The sequence below is a fragment of the Brucella pseudogrignonensis genome, assembly GCF_031454375.1.
GTDB classification, from domain to species: domain Bacteria; phylum Pseudomonadota; class Alphaproteobacteria; order Rhizobiales; family Rhizobiaceae; genus Brucella; species Brucella pseudogrignonensis_A.
The window spans coordinates 392,077-407,844 of sequence record NZ_JAVDQT010000002.1; the positions used below are offsets into that span (position 1 = coordinate 392,077).

A 15,768-nucleotide genomic window follows, 5' to 3' on the forward strand; every position below is an offset into this window, starting at 1 on the left:
TGCATCAAACAGCACAAATAGAAAAGAGTAATGTGCGACATGCCGCACAAATATGATCGTCTATTATTTGCGATTTATAAAAAATTGATATTTTTCAAATGGATAGAATACTCAACTCCAACTGGCACGGACCTTGCAAATCATGACGCGACCGGCAGCGCTGCTGTCGACTGAAAGAACGAATGGCTCGGGAGGCTGGACGTGATCCGGATAGAGCCAAATGGAGGAAGTCATGATTTCTGTACCAAATGGCGCTGTGGACGAACCACGTCGCCCAATCCCACTTTACAAGCAGCTCTATGTCCAGGTTCTGGTTGCAATTGCAGCGGGCATTCTGCTCGGGCATTTTTACCCGGAATTTGGCACTCAGCTTAAGCCGTTAGGCGATGCGTTCATCAAGCTTGTTAAGATGATCATTGCGCCGGTTATTTTCCTAACCGTTGCGACTGGCATTGCTGGTATGACCGATATGAAGAAAGTCGGACGTGTGGCTGGCAAAGCCATGATCTACTTTCTTACATTTTCTACCCTTGCGCTGATCATTGGCCTGATTGTTGCCAATCTTGTGCAGCCGGGTGCAGGCATGCACATCGATCCGGCGTCACTCGATCCACAAGCTGTCGCTAACTACACTGAAAAGGCGCACGAGCAGACCATCACGGGCTTTTTGTCTGGCATCATTCCGACAACGATTGTTGGCGCATTTGCATCTGGCGATATTCTTCAGGTTCTATTCTTCTCGGTGCTGTTTGGTATTTCGCTCGCTATGGTCGGCGACAAAGGCAAACCGGTCACAGATTTTCTTCAGATGCTGACGACGCCCGTTTTCAAACTGGTTTCGATCCTGATGAAGGCAGCGCCAATCGGTGCCTTTGGCGCTATGGCGTTTACGATTGGAAAATACGGTATCGGCTCGATTGCCAATCTGGCCATGCTGATTGCGACGTTCTACATTACAGCTCTTCTGTTTGTAGTTTTCGTTCTCGGTGCTGTCGCTCGTTATAATGGTTTCTCGATCTTCGCGCTTGTCCGTTACATCAAGGAAGAGCTGTTGCTTGTTCTTGGCACGTCGTCTTCAGAAGCTGCATTGCCAAGCCTGATGGACAAGATGGAAAAGGCCGGTTGCAAACGCTCTGTTGTTGGCCTCGTCATCCCTACCGGTTATTCGTTCAATCTTGATGGCACGAATATCTATATGACGCTTGCAGCACTTTTCATCGCACAAGCGACGGATATTCCGCTGTCATTGACAGATCAGATATTGCTTCTGCTGGTTGCGATGCTTAGCTCCAAGGGTGCCGCTGGCATTACGGGCGCAGGCTTCATCACACTCGCAGCAACGCTCTCCGTTGTTCCGGCAGTGCCTGTTGCTGGTATGGCATTGATCCTTGGTATTGATCGCTTCATGTCTGAGTGTCGTGCTTTGACCAATCTTGTTGGCAATGCGGTTGCGACAATCGTGGTTGCACGTTGGGAAAACGAGCTGGATGTCGAGCGTCTCAATGCTGCGATGAATGGACAGCCGATGGAAGTTGAACCAGAGCCGATTGAGGAAGGCTTTTTGCAGCCTGCAGAATAATTTCTTATTTCGATAAATGAAAACGGCCCGCTAAAAGCGGGCCGTTTTGTTTATTTATTATCTTCTGCTGCTTTGCCCTGCGTGATCAAGCGCGCACTGTGCTGGCCTGATATGAATGTCCAGAGCCAGCTCCATGCAACGGCTGCGCGACTGCGTGTACCGATCAGGAAGAAGATATGGGCGATGCCCCATACCCACCAAGCCAGCGATCCTTTAAGCTTGATGCGCCCCATGTCGACCACAGCAGCACCACGACCAATCGTTGCGAGATTGCCCTGATGGCGATAGCGGAATGGTGCTGGCGTTGCTGTGCCTGAAACACGACTGCGAATGACTTTCGCAACATAGGCACCCTGTTGCTTGGCAGCGGGAGCGATGCCCGGAACAGGTTTACCGTCTGGACCTTCTACCCAAGCCGTATCGCCGATCACGAAAACATTCTCATGGCCGGGTACGCTGAGGTCTGGTAATACGCGCGCGCGTCCCGCCCGATCACTCTCAGCGCCAAGCCAAGCTGCGGCAGGTGAGGCGGCGACACCAGCTGCCCAGATTGTCGTCTCGCAAGGAATAAACTCATCACCGACAGTCACGCCATGCTCGGTGATTTCCTTGACGGGTACGCCAAGGCGCACTTCCACGCCGATCTTCTCCAAAGCATTCTGTGCATAAGCAGAGAGATCATCAGGGAAGGCGGCCAAAATGCGCGGGCCAGCCTCCACCAGCAAAATACGCGCCTGACGCGTATCGATATTACGAAATTCTGGCCACATCGTATCCTTGGCCAGCTCGGCAATGATTCCTGCGAGTTCTACGCCGGTCGGTCCCCCACCAACCACCGAGAATGTCAGCAATGCCTGCCGCTTTGCAGCATCGGTTTCACGTTCTGCCCGTTCAAATGCGAGAAGCAAGCGGCGGCGAATGGTCGTGGCGTCCTCCAGCGCCTTAAGACCGGGCGCCACTTTCTCCCAGCGATCATTGCCGAAATAAGCGTGACGTGCGCCGGTTGCTAAAACCAGCGTGTCGTAGTCAATCTCGCTGCCGTTTTCGAGTTTGACTTTTTTAGATGCCGTATCGACGTCCACGACAGTGCCAAGCAAAGTCGTAACTTCTTTACGGTCCTTGAATAGATGGCGAATTGGCCATGCAATCTCTGATGTCGCCAGGATCGTTGTGGCAACCTGATACAACAGAGGCTGAAAAAGATGATGATTACGCTGATCGACAAGCGTAATGCGAACATTTGCGCCTTTCAGATCATGGATTAATTGCAGGCCACCAAAACCTGCACCGACGACGAGGATATGGGGGGTATCCGGTCCGCTCATTGAAGCTATACACCTGAGTTTGGCGTGAGCACGAGTCACGCTGATAGAAGTTAGTTGCGCTCTTAAAATAACGCTACCAGACTGATCGTAAAGGACTTAACGGCAAAGTGAAGCTAATTCTTGATAAAAATTATCATGTTTTTGCAAAAAGCGTACTAACCCGGATATTGTTGAGCGAACATCGCCTCGATTTCATAGACCTTTGATAGGGCACAACACGATGTAAATGCATATGGATAATGATGTCGTCTGTATGAAATACGGAAAATAACTGTCGCCCGCTCAACAAGCGGGCAACTTGAAAATTAGTCAATTAATCACGCTTCGACCTGGGTTAGTCGAACAAATAGTCCGAAACATCGGCAAGTCTTAAGCTAAAAGTCGTCGCGATGATTCATATGACGCAGATAGGCAAAAGCTGTGCCTGCCAAGACTGGCAAAATAACCAGTGCCATCCAGAAGAAAATATTGCTCATGTTTCCCTCCCATTTCTAGTCATGTTAACACAATTTAAAGATATGTGAACAATTCGTTAATCTGGTACTTGTTCCCTTATTAAAATCGAACTCAATCGCCGTTTATTACCTGAAATGCGGTGCTTCTGTTTCGGACCTATTTACGAGGATAGAAATCCAGTTAGATAGCCGTTGGTGAAATGAGTTTCCAACATTGCGTTTTTCCGCCCCTCAATAGCTATTGCCAGAATATGATTGTTTGATTAGAAGTAGCCTTACATCAAGAGTTGGGGCGACGCCCAACGCCAACCTGCCTTCCCGGGCAAGGTGGTACTTTCTGAAAAGGAAGGATGTGGCCCAACCGGCAAATATACGGATGAAGCCACACGCGTCTGCCCCGATATAACGAAGGACTGACGCGTATGCCTATTAAAATTCCTGACGATCTGCCCGCAACCAGTGTTCTCGAAGCAGAGGGCGTTATGGTTATGCGTGAGGCGGACGCTGTTCGTCAGGATATCAGGCCGTTGAAAATCGGTCTTCTAAATCTGATGCCCAATAAAGTAACTACCGAAACGCAGATTGCGCGGTTGCTTGGCGCGACGCCGCTGCAACTAGAATTGACGCTTGTGCGCATCACTAATCACGTAGCGCGCCATACACCTGCCGATCACATGCTGTCATTCTATCAGCCATGGGAACACGTGCGTAACGAGCGATTTGATGGTTTTGTCATTACCGGCGCGCCTGTAGAGCGTATGCCGTTTGAAGATGTGACATATTGGGATGAGATGCAGCGGGTTTTCGACTGGACGCAAACCCATGTTCATCGCACGCTAAACATCTGCTGGGCAGCGCAGGCGGCTGTGCATCATTTCCATGGTATGGGAAAATATGATTTGCCGGGCAAGGCGTCGGGTGTTTTCAGCCAACAAAACCTTGAGCCATCTTCGCCGTATTTGCGCGGTTTCTCTGATGATTTTGCTATTCCGGTTTCACGCTGGACGGAAGTGCGCAAAGACGACATTCCGTCAGATAGTAATCTGAAGGTTCTTGTCGACAGCCCTGAAAGCGGTCTCTGTCTGCTGGAAGATCCAAAGCATCGTTCACTGCACATGTTCAACCATGTTGAATATGATACGACCTCACTTGCAGATGAATATTTCCGGGATATTCAGCTTTCGCCGGATACGCCAGTTCCAGCAAATTATTTCCCGAATAATGATGCCAGCCGCAAGCCGCAGAATTGCTGGCGTGGACATGCCCACTTGCTGTTCGGCAACTGGATCAATGAGATGTATCAGTCCACGCCATATGACTTGGAAAATATTGGCAAACCCTGAAAATGATTAAGCTCATCCCAATTTCGGGATGAGCTTTTTTATCAGGATGAGCTTGCAAAACGCTGCACGAACTTGTGCCATTGATCTTCACTGCCGTGGAAGACGTTGAGATCAATTTTTTCGTTTACGCCTTGCGACAGGCCAGATCCGGAATATTGCCAGAATAGCCAACGGCGACCCGGATAGACCTTGGATGGATGCTGCGCAACAGCGCGAAGCCAGAACGGGTAGTCGGTAAATGCGCCCTTGAGATTGTCGTCATAGAAGTCCGGCGCGGTATAAATGACGGGACGCTTGCCGTAATGACGTTCCAGCGCATCCATGAATACCTGCATTTTTTCACGGACCTGTGCAGGCGACGGGCGGCGCTTACATGAGGAATCGCCGTTCCATTCGACATCGATCACTGGCGGCAAGGCATCAGGATCGTTTGGCACATTACGAATAAACCAGTCAGCTTGCTGGCTTGCGACACGGCACCAATAGAAGAAATGGTATGCACCGCGCTTTAGGCCTGCTGCCTTTGCTTCACGCCAGTTTTTACGGAACATCGGATCAAGATGATCGCCGCCGTCGGTGGCTTTGATATAAGCGAAGTTTGCACCGTTCTTACGCAATGTTACCCAATCAATATTGCCTTGCCAGCGAGAAACATCAACGCCGTGCACGGCATGCTGACGCGGAGAAGCCTTGCCGAAATTGATTGGCTTTGCATCACGGAAACGCTGACCATATACACGAGAGCGTTGCTCAGGTGCTAAGCGCACAGGTGGATAGGCCGCAACCTCCGGCTTCGGCATTGAAACAGGTGTAATGATCCGTTCCTCAGCAGGCTGCACGACAGGCGCCGGAGGCGTGGCTTTGAATGGGCCTGCGTCGGGAACAGGTCCAGCCCATGCGAGAACTTCCTGTTGTGGCTCAGGCGGCAATGATTGCGAGGCTCTTGCAACATCCATAACGGGCTCTGCAGGTCTGATGACCGAGCCAGTCAGATCAGCGGATGGTTGTGGCATCACGCTATCTATGCCTGAACTTGATGTGCATCCCGCAAGGGCGGTGCAGGCGAGGGCAATCGCAGACATAATCGAAGGACGCATGATACCCACACACAAAACTCAGGCATTCGGAAGCCAATTACATCGGCTGCACAAAAGCCATCAACCAACACACGCAATGCTCACCTCAAGCAAATTGCTGACCGAAGCCTATGCGATAATGTTGAATTCAAAGTTTATAAAAGGCTTAATAAACAGGAGATTTTGTTTATAGTTAATTGTCATAAATTTAAATAAAATCAGTAATTTATGATAAATAAATAAGAAAATAATTTAATATCGAAATATTATTTTTTAAACAGATCAAGCGCGTTTGACAGGTTGATCGAAATCTTGCTCGAAGATTTGCTCTGCAAAAGGCTTTGGCTTCACACTTTCAATCTGCATCATCAGATCAGCGATTTTATCTGGGCTGGAAATGCCGCATTCATAGATCTGGATAATCTCGCGCGCCATCTCATCCTTTTGAGGTGATGTTATCGGGCAGCGTCCCAGACGCTGACAAGACATCACAAAAGCCACCTGTAACTGTTCCAGAACAGCAGGGCTAAAACGCTTGAAATAATAATCCCTCGAAAACGGCATATTGGTTCATTCATTGTTGGTCGTGATTGACCGAATTTGGTAACCTGCATTTCGCTTGTAAAGGCAAGTCTGTAGTAAATCTGAAAGCTATACTACCATACTATAGGATAGTTTACATTCTGTAACAGATTTCAACTGCGCATTAATTCCACTCGCGCTGCGATTGCAGCGATCTTTTCTGGATCGTATTCTCCGGATTGATATGTTCTGATAATAACGCGGGCGAGTTCATTTTTCGCCTCATGCGTTGTCGGGCAGCGGTCTAATAAGGCGCAGCTTCGATTATATGCAGCCTGCATCAGCTGCAAATCTTCGGGTGCGAACGTTCCGTGATACTCTTTGCCTCTGAATGGCATTTTGTTCTCCCCCATCAATTATATGATTGAAGCTCGTATTTCCAAGGAAAGCAACAGCATTTTAAGATCGACCTGATATACTTCATTCGGGCGGCTCTAAGGCTTTTTCAAAACCTTCACAGTTCCAATGCTTGTCGCTATTGGTTGGTTGAATTGCATATCAAAAGGGAAAAGATAGTGAAAATCGGCGTCGTTACAGTCTCTGACCGCGCAACCCGCGGTGAATATGAAGATTTAAGCGGACCAGCTATAGAAAATTGGCTGAAAAGCGCGATTGTAACGCCTTATGAGACGGTCCGGCGCGTCATACCGGATGGTATGGCATCTGTACGCGACACGCTAATTGATCTCGCCGACAATGTTGGGTGCGATCTCATCCTAACGACTGGCGGCACTGGACCAAGCCCACGCGATGAAACGCCGGAAGCCATGAAGGTTGTTCTTCACAAAGAGTTGCCGGGCTTTGGTGAGCAAATGCGTCGCGCAAGCCTTGAGCAGACGCCTACAGCGATCTTGTCTCGTCAGACTGCAGGCAGTCGCGGTAAAAGCTTTATTCTCAATCTTCCGGGTAAACCTGTTTCGATTGCAATGACCTTGCAGGCCATTTTCCCTGCTGTGCCGTATTGCCTCGATCTGATCGGTGCGGGACGCATTGAAACCGATCCATCAGTCGTTAAAGCGCATAGACCCGGCTGATTTTCGCGGATTATCGCTATCAACCTCCATTATGTCGCGACGAAATTGCGCAACCCTGCTTTGCACTTTTGCATAATTAGCACACTTGCATTTCTCTAATTTGAAGCCGACTATCAGCTAAAAATAAGGGGAATTCAGTGAATCCATTCGATGAGATGCTTAAGCAGGGCGAGGGTGTCCGCCAACCATATGAATTTCTCAAACAGTGGCTCGACGAGCAGGATCAGCATAAACTTCTGCAAAAGACGCAGGATGCCGAGAGTGTCTTTCGCAAAACCGGCATTACCTTTGCCGTCTATGGCGATGAGGATGCGGCAGAGCGGCTAATCCCGTTTGATATCATTCCGCGTATTATTTCGGGTCAGGAATGGCGCAAGCTTTCGCAAGGCATCGAGCAGCGTGTTATGGCGCTCAATGCTTTCCTTGATGATATTTATCATCGTCAGGAGATTGTGCGGGCAGGGCGTATTCCGAAAGAGCTGATTACCAACAACGAGGCATTTCTGCCTGAGATGATCGGCTTCCGCCCGCCGGGCAATGTCTATACGCATATTATCGGTGTCGATATTGTGCGCACAGCCGAAAACCAGTTTTATGTGCTGGAAGACAATGCACGCACGCCGTCCGGTGTTTCTTACATGTTGGAAAACCGCGAAACGATGATGCAGCTTTTTCCAGAGCTGTTCCAAAACGTAAAAGTGCGCCCGGTTGAAAACTATCCGCAGTTGCTACGGCAATCTTTGGCAAGTGTCGCGCCACCCGGAACGCAAGGCGTGCCGACTGTCGCAGTTCTCACACCCGGCATTTATAATTCTGCCTATTTTGAACATGCTTTTCTTGCTGATCAGATGGGTGTTGAGCTGGTGGAAGGTAGTGATCTGCGTGTTGTAGACGGTCGTGTCGCGATGCGTACAACAAAGGGCTACCGCACGATTGATGTTCTTTATCGGCGCGTTGACGACGATTATCTCGACCCACTGACATTCAGACCGGATTCAACGCTTGGCGTTCCGGGTATCATGGATGTTTATCGGGCTGGCAACATCACGATCGCGAATGCGCCGGGAACAGGCATTGCTGATGATAAGGCGATCTATTCCTATATGCCTGAAATCATCGAGTTCTATACCGGGCGAAAAGCAATTCTGGAAAATGTGCCGACATGGCGATGCTCGGAGCCTGATAGTTTAAGCTATGTGCTCGACAATCTGGCTGATCTGGTCGTCAAGGAAGTGCACGGTTCGGGCGGCTATGGCATGTTGGTTGGCCCCGCGGCTACAAAAGCCGAGCGAGATGCATTTGCTGAAAAGTTGAAGGCGCGTCCGCGTAATTACATTGCGCAGCCGACGCTGGCACTTTCAACGACGCCGATCTTTACCGAAAGCGGCCTCGCGCCACGCCATGTTGATCTCCGACCATTTGTGCTGGTTTCAGACCGTATCCGGATCACACCCGGCGGGCTAACGCGTGTGGCGCTGAAAGAAGGTTCACTTGTCGTGAATTCCAGTCAGGGTGGCGGCACTAAGGACACCTGGGTACTCGACGACTAAAGCATGTCGCGGAAAAGTGGTAACTGGTTTTCCAATACCGACATGCTCTAAATCACATCACACGCAGCAACTGACGCAAAGATCAGAGCGTGCATAGGGGAATGAATTATGCTTCTTGGCCGTACGGCAAACGGGCTTTACTGGATGTTTCGCTACATTGAGCGTGCCGAAAACATGGCGCGTCTGGTCGATGCGGGACTGCGGATGGCGCTTACAAAGACATCAGATGCACCGGAAGAATGGTCTTCCGTCGTGGTTTCGGCTGGTGCAAGCCAGACATTCTCAGCAAAATATCAGGCTTATAATGCAGCGAATGTAGCCGATTTTCTTCTGCGCGATATGGATAACCCATCCAGCGTGATGTCTTGCATGGAAACAGCACGCTCGAACGGGAGAATGGTGCGAACTGCACTCACGCGCGAGGCGTGGGAAAGCATCAACGAAGCGTGGATGGTCCTGAAAAAGTCGCTGTGCAAGCCTCTCAAAGAAGCTGACCTGCCGCCACTGCTTGATCAGATTAAGCGCGAGACAGCACTGATCCGCGGCGCGTTTCACGGCACAATGCTGCGCAATGAGATTTTCGATTTTGCGGGTCTCGGCACATTTATTGAACGCGCTGATAATACGGCGCGCATCCTTGATGTGAAATATTACGTACTGCTGCCTGCAGTGTCCTATGTCGGAACAACACTCGACAACTATCAGTGGGAGTCAATCCTGCGGTCCGTGTCGGCGCATCGGTCTTATCGTTGGGTCTATGACGGTGATTATCGCCCGGCACATGTTGCAGATTATCTCATTTTGAATGGACGTATGCCGCGCTCACTCAATCATTGCTACCAAAGCATCAACGGCCATTTGAATTTCCTTGCCAAGGATTATGGCGATAGCGACGTATGCCATCAGACAGCCGACAAGATTTACGCGACACTGCAAAATCAGGACATCAGTGCTATTTTCGATATTGGTCTGCATGAATTTCTGACGGAATTCATTGCGCGTAATAACCGGCTCGGCAACGAGATCGCGGAAACCTATAACTTCTATTGAGGTGATTGCTTGTTGCTCAATATTCGGCACGTTTCCCATTATCGCTACGAAAACCCGGTTCCTTATGCGGTGCAGCGCCTGCGCCTGCGCCCGCCGACACTTCCCGGCCAACTGGTTAAACATTGGGAATTGAAGATCGAAGGCGGAGAGCCGGAGGTTTCTTATATTGATGGTTTTGGTAACAAGACCGACCTTGTTCAGCACGTTCGAAACATTACTGAAATCATCATAGCTGCCAGCGGTAGCGTCGATGTGGAAGACCGCGTTGGCGTCCTTGGACCAGTCTATGGGTACGCCCCTTTGTGGCTGTTTGAGCGCGAAACGCAATTAACACTGCCGGGGGAGCGCATCCGAGCGCTGGCGGGTGATTTAGGTGCAGCTCAGGAAAGACTGGCATTACTTCATGAACTAATGGGTAAAGTTCATTCGTCCGTGGAGTATATGCCCGGCACGACCAGTGTAGCGACCAATGCCGAAAGCGCACTGGAGGCAGGGAAGGGTGTTTGTCAGGATCACAGCCACATTTTTCTGTCTGCGGCGCGGTTGCTGAAAATTCCGGCGCGCTACGTTTCGGGCTATCTGCTGATGGAAGGCACTGACGAGCAGACGGCCAGCCATGCCTGGGCCGAGGCGCATGTCGATGGTTTGGGCTGGGTGGGATTTGATGCAGCAAACAATGTCTGTCCCAATGATCGCTATGTGCGTCTTGCTACGGGCTTAGATTATCGTGACGCAGCACCGATTTCGGGTGTAAGGCTTGGAGGAGCAGTTGAAAGTCTTGCAGTGCACATCAATGTAGGGCAGTGATTATTTCAACTTAAGATTTGCCTGCCGGAAATTATTGATGACTTATTGCGTTGGAATGAAAATTGATCGTGGCCTTGTGTTCATGTCGGACACACGGACGAATGCGGGCCTCGATAATATTTCCAAGTTTTCAAAAATGCGAACATGGACAACACCGGGCGAGCGGGTGATTGTTCTCTTATCAGCGGGTAATCTGGCAACAACGCAGGCGGTTGCAAGCCTGCTTGAAGAACGCATGAAAGCACCGGATGAGCGTCATCCTTCATTGTTTGATGCGCCATCTATGTTTCAGGTCGCGCGTCTGATTGGTGATACCGTCAAAGAAGTCATCAGCAATTCTGCGACTGGCGGGCAGAATGCTGATGCTTTCGGTGCTTCTTTCATCCTTGGCGGACAGATCAAGGGGGGGCAGCCACGCTTGTTCTATATCTATCCTGAGGGTAATTTCATCGAGAGTTCCGAGGATACGCCATTTTTCCAGATTGGTGAGAACAAATATGGTAAGCCAATTCTGGTTCGTGCTTATCAGCCGGATATGAGCTTTGAAGATGCTGTGAAACTACTGTTGGTGTCGTTTGACTCGACGCTGAAGGCCAATCTTTCTGTTGGTCTGCCGCTGGATATGCAGGTCTATGAGACAGACAGACTTGAACTGGGCGAACACCGTCGTTTTGAAGCGAGCGATCCCTATTATCAAACGGTATCGGAAAGCTGGTCTGAAGCCTTGAAGGCGGCATTAGAACAACTTCCTTCATTCAGTTTTGAGAAATAGAAAATGGCCGGGAAAAAATCACCCGGCCATTTTGTTTTAGTCTTTCGTCACCGTAGCGACATAGTTGGCATCGGCTACCATGTCGAAATTATGAACATTAGCACCGGTTACAGCCGTCTCAATCTGCTGATAGATAACAGCGATCGGGCTTGTCTCCTGAAACTTCTTCTGAATGTCTTTATACATTGCCTCGCGCTTTGTCGTGTCGCGCTCTTCGGCAGCTGCCATTGTTTCGGCGGTGAGTTCAGGAATATCCCATGAAGCCTGCCAAGCCGTGGTGCGCAGATTGACTTCATCGCCATTGTTTGGATTGTTCGTGAAGGTAACCGCGTTTGTATGCGGGTCCCAATAATCCGGCCCCCAGATGCCAAGGGCAAGCTGATGCTTACGGGCGCGAACTTTCGTTGTGGTCAGCTTGCCATCGCCCTGCAAAATCTCGACATTCACTCCAGCCTTCGCCATTGTTTGCTGAATGCTTTCAGCAATACCGACATAAGGTTGATTGTTGCGCACGTCGAGCGTGACACTGATACCGTCTTTTAATCCTGCCTTTTCAAGCAGTTCCTTGGCTTTCTCAACATTGTAGTCGAATGGGTTGTCATCCGTAGCGCCAAACATACCAACAGGCAGGAAGGACTGATGCTTACGGCCAATTCCCTTGATCAGTGTGCCTTCGATCGTATCGTAATCAATGAGATATTTCAGCGCCTGACGCACTTCTGGCTTTGCCAGCTCCGGCACATTTTGGTTCATCGACAGATAATAAACGCGGCCCTTCGGGGCGTTGATGACGTTGAACTTGCTATCCTTTGCCAGTTGCTCAATGTCGCCCGGTTCCAGATTGCGTGCGATATCAATGTCGCCTGCCTCAAGCAAAAGTCGCTGCGACATGCCTTCTTTGACGTGGCGGTAGATGATCCGCTTCATCGCTGGCGTGGCGTCGGTGTAGTTATCATTGCGTTCGAGCAGCAGCACTTCATTGGCGCGCCATTGCTTGAGTGCGAAAGGACCTGAACCAGCATAATTGTTCTTCAGCCATTCGTAGCCGAAATCTGTTTCAAACGGATAGGTATCGGTCTTTTCCGTCTTCTGCTCGTGCTCTTTCACCAGTTTACTGTCAACGATTGATGCAACGCTGGACGTCAGGCAGTTCATCACAAAGCTTGGGGCAAAAGGCTTGCCGGTCGTGAAAACAAACGTTTTATCGTCAACGGCTACCGCATTTTGCTCGACGTTTTCGGGTGTAATACCGAACTGACTGAGAATGAATGCCGGGCTTTTATCAAGCTTAATTGCGCGCTGTATGGAGTAGGCAGCATCCTGAGCTGTAATCGGATTGCCCGATGCAAACTTCAAGCCGTCACGAATTTTGAAGGTGATGGACTTGCCGTCTTCCGAGAATGTCCAGCTTTCAGCGATTTGTGGAATAATCTTCGTTGGATCTTTAATATCTGTCGTGACAAGGCGCTCGTAAGTGCTGGTCAGCATTTCCGATGTCGTGATTTCAAAAATTTCTGCCGGATCAAGCGAAATAATGTCATCGATGCTCATCGCAATCACAAGCGTATCAGCCGGTGTTGCGGCCTCTACGGCTTTCGATGATGCCGAAAAGCACAGCGCGAGTGCGAGTGCAGCTGGAATGGTTGAGCGCATCAGGCGCGTCGTGGTGGTAAACTTCATACTTTGTCCCTCTGGAGACCACAGGTTTTGCAAGCCTTTGGTCATCGATATGAATGCGTTTCGAGGGCTTCTCCCCGGAAGCCGACTCTCAAGAACGCACCGATAATAGATTCCGATTTTTGAGGGGGCACAATAGTTAGACAGAATTGGTCGCAAATAAAAAAGCGGCTGGAAAATCCAGCCGCCTTTCATCTGAGTTTAGAACGGATTATCCGAAAACTTTGAAACGCTCAGCATCATCCATAAAGCCCTTGTCACCAAAAGGCTGTTCATTGGAACCGAACGGCATCTGAGCGCGCAGCTTCCAGGACGAAGGGATACCCCAGGTCTTGGCAACTTCAGCGTCAATCAGTGGATTGTAATGCTGAAGGCTTGCACCGATGTTCTCATTGGCGAGAGCCGACCAAACGGAAAGCTGCGCCATGCCGCCAGCCTGTTCAGACCAGACAGGGAAGTTATCCGCATAAAGTGCGAACTGTTCCTGAAGGCCTTTTACAACGTCCTGATCTTCGAAGAACAGAACTGTACCAGCGCCAGCTGCAAAGCTGTTGAGCTTACCTTCAGTCTGTTCGAATGCGTCGGCAGGAACAATTTTACGAAGTTCTTCCTTTGCAATGTTCCAAAGCTTGTCGCTTTCAGCGCCAAACAGGATAACAGCGCGTGAGCTCTGAGAATTGAAGGAAGATGGGGAATTCTTGACTGCTTCACGGATCAGTTCTGCCACAGCATCCTTGGAGATTGGGAGGTTCTTACCAAGTGCGTACTGCGTGCGGCGCTTCTTGAGAGCGTCAATATAGCTATTGCTCATCGTGCATGTTCCTGTTGTTACGGCGATTCTGCGCTGCGAACCTAATGCAGCAAAGTGAAAACTCTACTGCAAAATATTGTGATTTTAGAAGGAGAAGCCAGCCCATGTTTCTGAAACACACTGTCAACAGATACGACGTTTTTCGGTTTCAGTGTTTCATTTGGCGAAACGAATTATGAGGCATAGCTTAGAAAAATCTGCTTCGGACTTTTATCTTATTATAAAATCTGACAAAATTTATAGGAATTAACAAAAGAGCCTAGAAAAGCTGGCGCGTAAATTTGCGACCCGCACAAGGCAAATGGGGATTATGATTTGAAGTCATTTATTATTATCGGTGGTGGCGCAAGCGGTGTGCTGATGGCCGCCCAATTGCTGAAACAATCCTCCGAAACAAATATTCGAATTTTCGAACGCTCGGGAAATATCGGCGCAGGGATTGCTTATTCAACGCAGAATCCTAACCATTTGCTCAATGTCCGTGCCAGCAATATGAGCGCGTTCGTAGACGAACCCGACCATTTTTTGAATTGGCTTCAAAATCATTCCGAAGATGCTACAGACGAAAAATGGGAAGCCCATTCTTTTGCACCCCGCTGTGTCTATCACCTTTATCTCAATGATCTCCTCAAGCCGTATCTGGGAGAAGATACCCCGCGCATTTTGATAGAAAACGCAGAAATATCTGACATTGCATTTGAAGGTAAACAACTGCGCGTCGAAACAGTTGATGGGAAAAGTTTTTCAGCTGATGCGATAATCATTACGACGGGTAATGAAGCCTCAATAGCAACGTCTGGCCGTTTTGTGACTGAGTACTGGTCGAGCAATGGCTATTTCAACATTCCGACAGAACATTCCGTTGCCATCTTTGGCACTGGATTATCGATGATCGATAGCGTGATTTCATTGCTTGATCGCGGGCATACTGGTGACATTCATGCAATTTCACGACGCGGATTGGTGCCAGCTGCACATGCACCGTCCGACCCTATTTCAATTGAAGCGAGTTCGTTGCCAATCGCCGATGGTTTGCCTGCATTAATCCGCATTGTTCGCAAGATAATTTCGCACTGTGAGGCTGAAGGCAAAAGCTGGCGCAGTGTGATTGACGGGCTTCGGCCACATACCCGGAACATCTGGAATCGACTGCCTATCCGGCAACGCCAGAGTTTTCTGCGTCATTTGCGACCGTGGTGGGATGTTCATCGTCACCGGATGGCTCCTGCAATTGCAAAACGCATTGAGGCTGCCCAGCAATCAGGCCAACTGACAATCACAGCCGCGCATCTTTTATCAGTCAAAAACAAAGGCGAGCATATTGCGGTTCGCTATTGCGAGCGTCGCGCCACAAAAGATATCGAATTAGATGTCCAATCCATTATCGATTGCCGTGGCGGCAGCGCGCGCTTTTCCACAACGCGAAATTCCGCGCTAATCAGCCTGATGGAAAATGGCTTAGGCAAACCTGATTCACTCGATCTGGGCCTTGATGTAACTGCTGATTTGCAGCTGCTGAATGCCCGAGGAGAACCGACGGGACCGTTATTTGCAATTGGCCCGATAACAAAGGGCTTGTTCTGGGAGGTGACAGCGGTTCCAGATATACGGTCACAGGCAGCACAATTGGCTGCGACGCTTCTCGAAGGTTAGGAATCGCTAATCAAATGAATTTATGCCTTGTCATTTGAATGCAAAACTTACGCG

The 15,768-nt window shown here is 49.6% G+C and carries 13 protein-coding genes and 1 riboswitch; of the genes, 8 read left to right on the top strand and 5 right to left on the bottom strand.

Features of this window, described 5'->3' with window-relative positions:
* Positions 1–232 precede the first annotated feature (232 nt).
* Positions 233–1,579 (top strand): dicarboxylate/amino acid:cation symporter, encoded by a 1,347-nt coding sequence (locus J2782_RS09680; RefSeq protein ID WP_310011848.1) that lies wholly within the window; start codon positions 233–235, stop codon positions 1,577–1,579.
* Positions 1,580–1,629: 50 nt separating this feature from the next.
* Here J2782_RS09680 and J2782_RS09685 read toward each other — a convergent pair whose 3' ends face one another.
* Complete coding sequence (locus tag J2782_RS09685; protein ID WP_310011849.1) at positions 1,630–2,904, bottom strand: NAD(P)/FAD-dependent oxidoreductase; 1,275 nt, start codon at positions 2,902–2,904, stop codon at positions 1,630–1,632.
* Between the two features lie 727 nt (positions 2,905–3,631).
* A riboswitch (SAM-I-IV-variant riboswitch) is annotated at positions 3,632–3,741 on the top strand.
* A gap of 40 nt (positions 3,742–3,781) precedes the next feature.
* Here J2782_RS09685 and J2782_RS09690 point away from each other — a divergent pair.
* The gene (locus J2782_RS09690) at positions 3,782–4,702 is read left to right on the top strand and encodes a homoserine O-succinyltransferase (protein WP_310011851.1); all 921 of its coding nucleotides are present in this window, start codon (positions 3,782–3,784) and stop codon (positions 4,700–4,702) included.
* Between the two features lie 41 nt (positions 4,703–4,743).
* Here the strand turns inward: J2782_RS09690 and J2782_RS09695 are convergent, their stop codons facing one another.
* Together J2782_RS09695 and J2782_RS09700 are read right to left on the bottom strand one after the other, a co-directional pair.
* The gene (locus J2782_RS09695; RefSeq protein WP_310011853.1) at positions 4,744–5,799 is read right to left on the bottom strand and encodes a glycoside hydrolase family 25 protein; all 1,056 of its coding nucleotides are present in this window, start codon (positions 5,797–5,799) and stop codon (positions 4,744–4,746) included.
* A 261-nt stretch (positions 5,800–6,060) separates the two neighbouring features.
* The gene (locus J2782_RS09700) at positions 6,061–6,342 is read right to left on the bottom strand and encodes a hypothetical protein (RefSeq protein ID WP_310011854.1); all 282 of its coding nucleotides are present in this window, start codon (positions 6,340–6,342) and stop codon (positions 6,061–6,063) included.
* Between the two features lie 533 nt (positions 6,343–6,875).
* Between J2782_RS09700 and mog the strand changes: the two genes are divergently transcribed.
* From mog to J2782_RS09725, 5 genes are all read left to right on the top strand, one after another.
* Positions 6,876–7,394 (top strand): molybdopterin adenylyltransferase, encoded by a 519-nt coding sequence (gene mog / locus J2782_RS09705; RefSeq protein WP_310011857.1) that lies wholly within the window; start codon positions 6,876–6,878, stop codon positions 7,392–7,394.
* Between the two features lie 137 nt (positions 7,395–7,531).
* Positions 7,532–8,944 (top strand): circularly permuted type 2 ATP-grasp protein, encoded by a 1,413-nt coding sequence (locus tag J2782_RS09710; RefSeq protein ID WP_310011860.1) that lies wholly within the window; start codon positions 7,532–7,534, stop codon positions 8,942–8,944.
* Between the two features lie 108 nt (positions 8,945–9,052).
* On the top strand, positions 9,053–9,994 hold the full coding sequence (locus tag J2782_RS09715; RefSeq protein ID WP_250041980.1) for an alpha-E domain-containing protein: 942 nt from the start codon (positions 9,053–9,055) through the stop codon (positions 9,992–9,994).
* A gap of 9 nt (positions 9,995–10,003) precedes the next feature.
* The gene (locus tag J2782_RS09720; RefSeq protein ID WP_310011862.1) at positions 10,004–10,801 is read left to right on the top strand and encodes a transglutaminase family protein; all 798 of its coding nucleotides are present in this window, start codon (positions 10,004–10,006) and stop codon (positions 10,799–10,801) included.
* Positions 10,802–10,838: 37 nt separating this feature from the next.
* Positions 10,839–11,573, top strand: coding sequence for a proteasome-type protease (locus J2782_RS09725; protein ID WP_310011863.1), 735 nt, complete (start codon positions 10,839–10,841; stop codon positions 11,571–11,573).
* A gap of 36 nt (positions 11,574–11,609) precedes the next feature.
* On the opposite strand, the gene J2782_RS09730 is transcribed toward J2782_RS09725, so the two are convergent.
* Positions 11,610–13,253: an ABC transporter substrate-binding protein gene (locus tag J2782_RS09730; RefSeq protein WP_310011865.1), complete on the bottom strand. Its 1,644-nt coding sequence runs from the start codon at positions 13,251–13,253 to the stop codon at positions 11,610–11,612.
* A 208-nt stretch (positions 13,254–13,461) separates the two neighbouring features.
* Positions 13,462–14,061, bottom strand: coding sequence for a nitroreductase family protein (locus tag J2782_RS09735; protein WP_310011867.1), 600 nt, complete (start codon positions 14,059–14,061; stop codon positions 13,462–13,464).
* A gap of 315 nt (positions 14,062–14,376) precedes the next feature.
* On the opposite strand from J2782_RS09735, the gene J2782_RS09740 reads away from it, so the two are divergent.
* A complete protein-coding gene (locus J2782_RS09740; RefSeq protein ID WP_310011869.1) occupies positions 14,377–15,714 on the top strand; it encodes an FAD/NAD(P)-binding protein in 1,338 nt (445 codons plus the stop codon).
* The last annotated feature ends 54 nt before the right edge of the window (positions 15,715–15,768 follow it).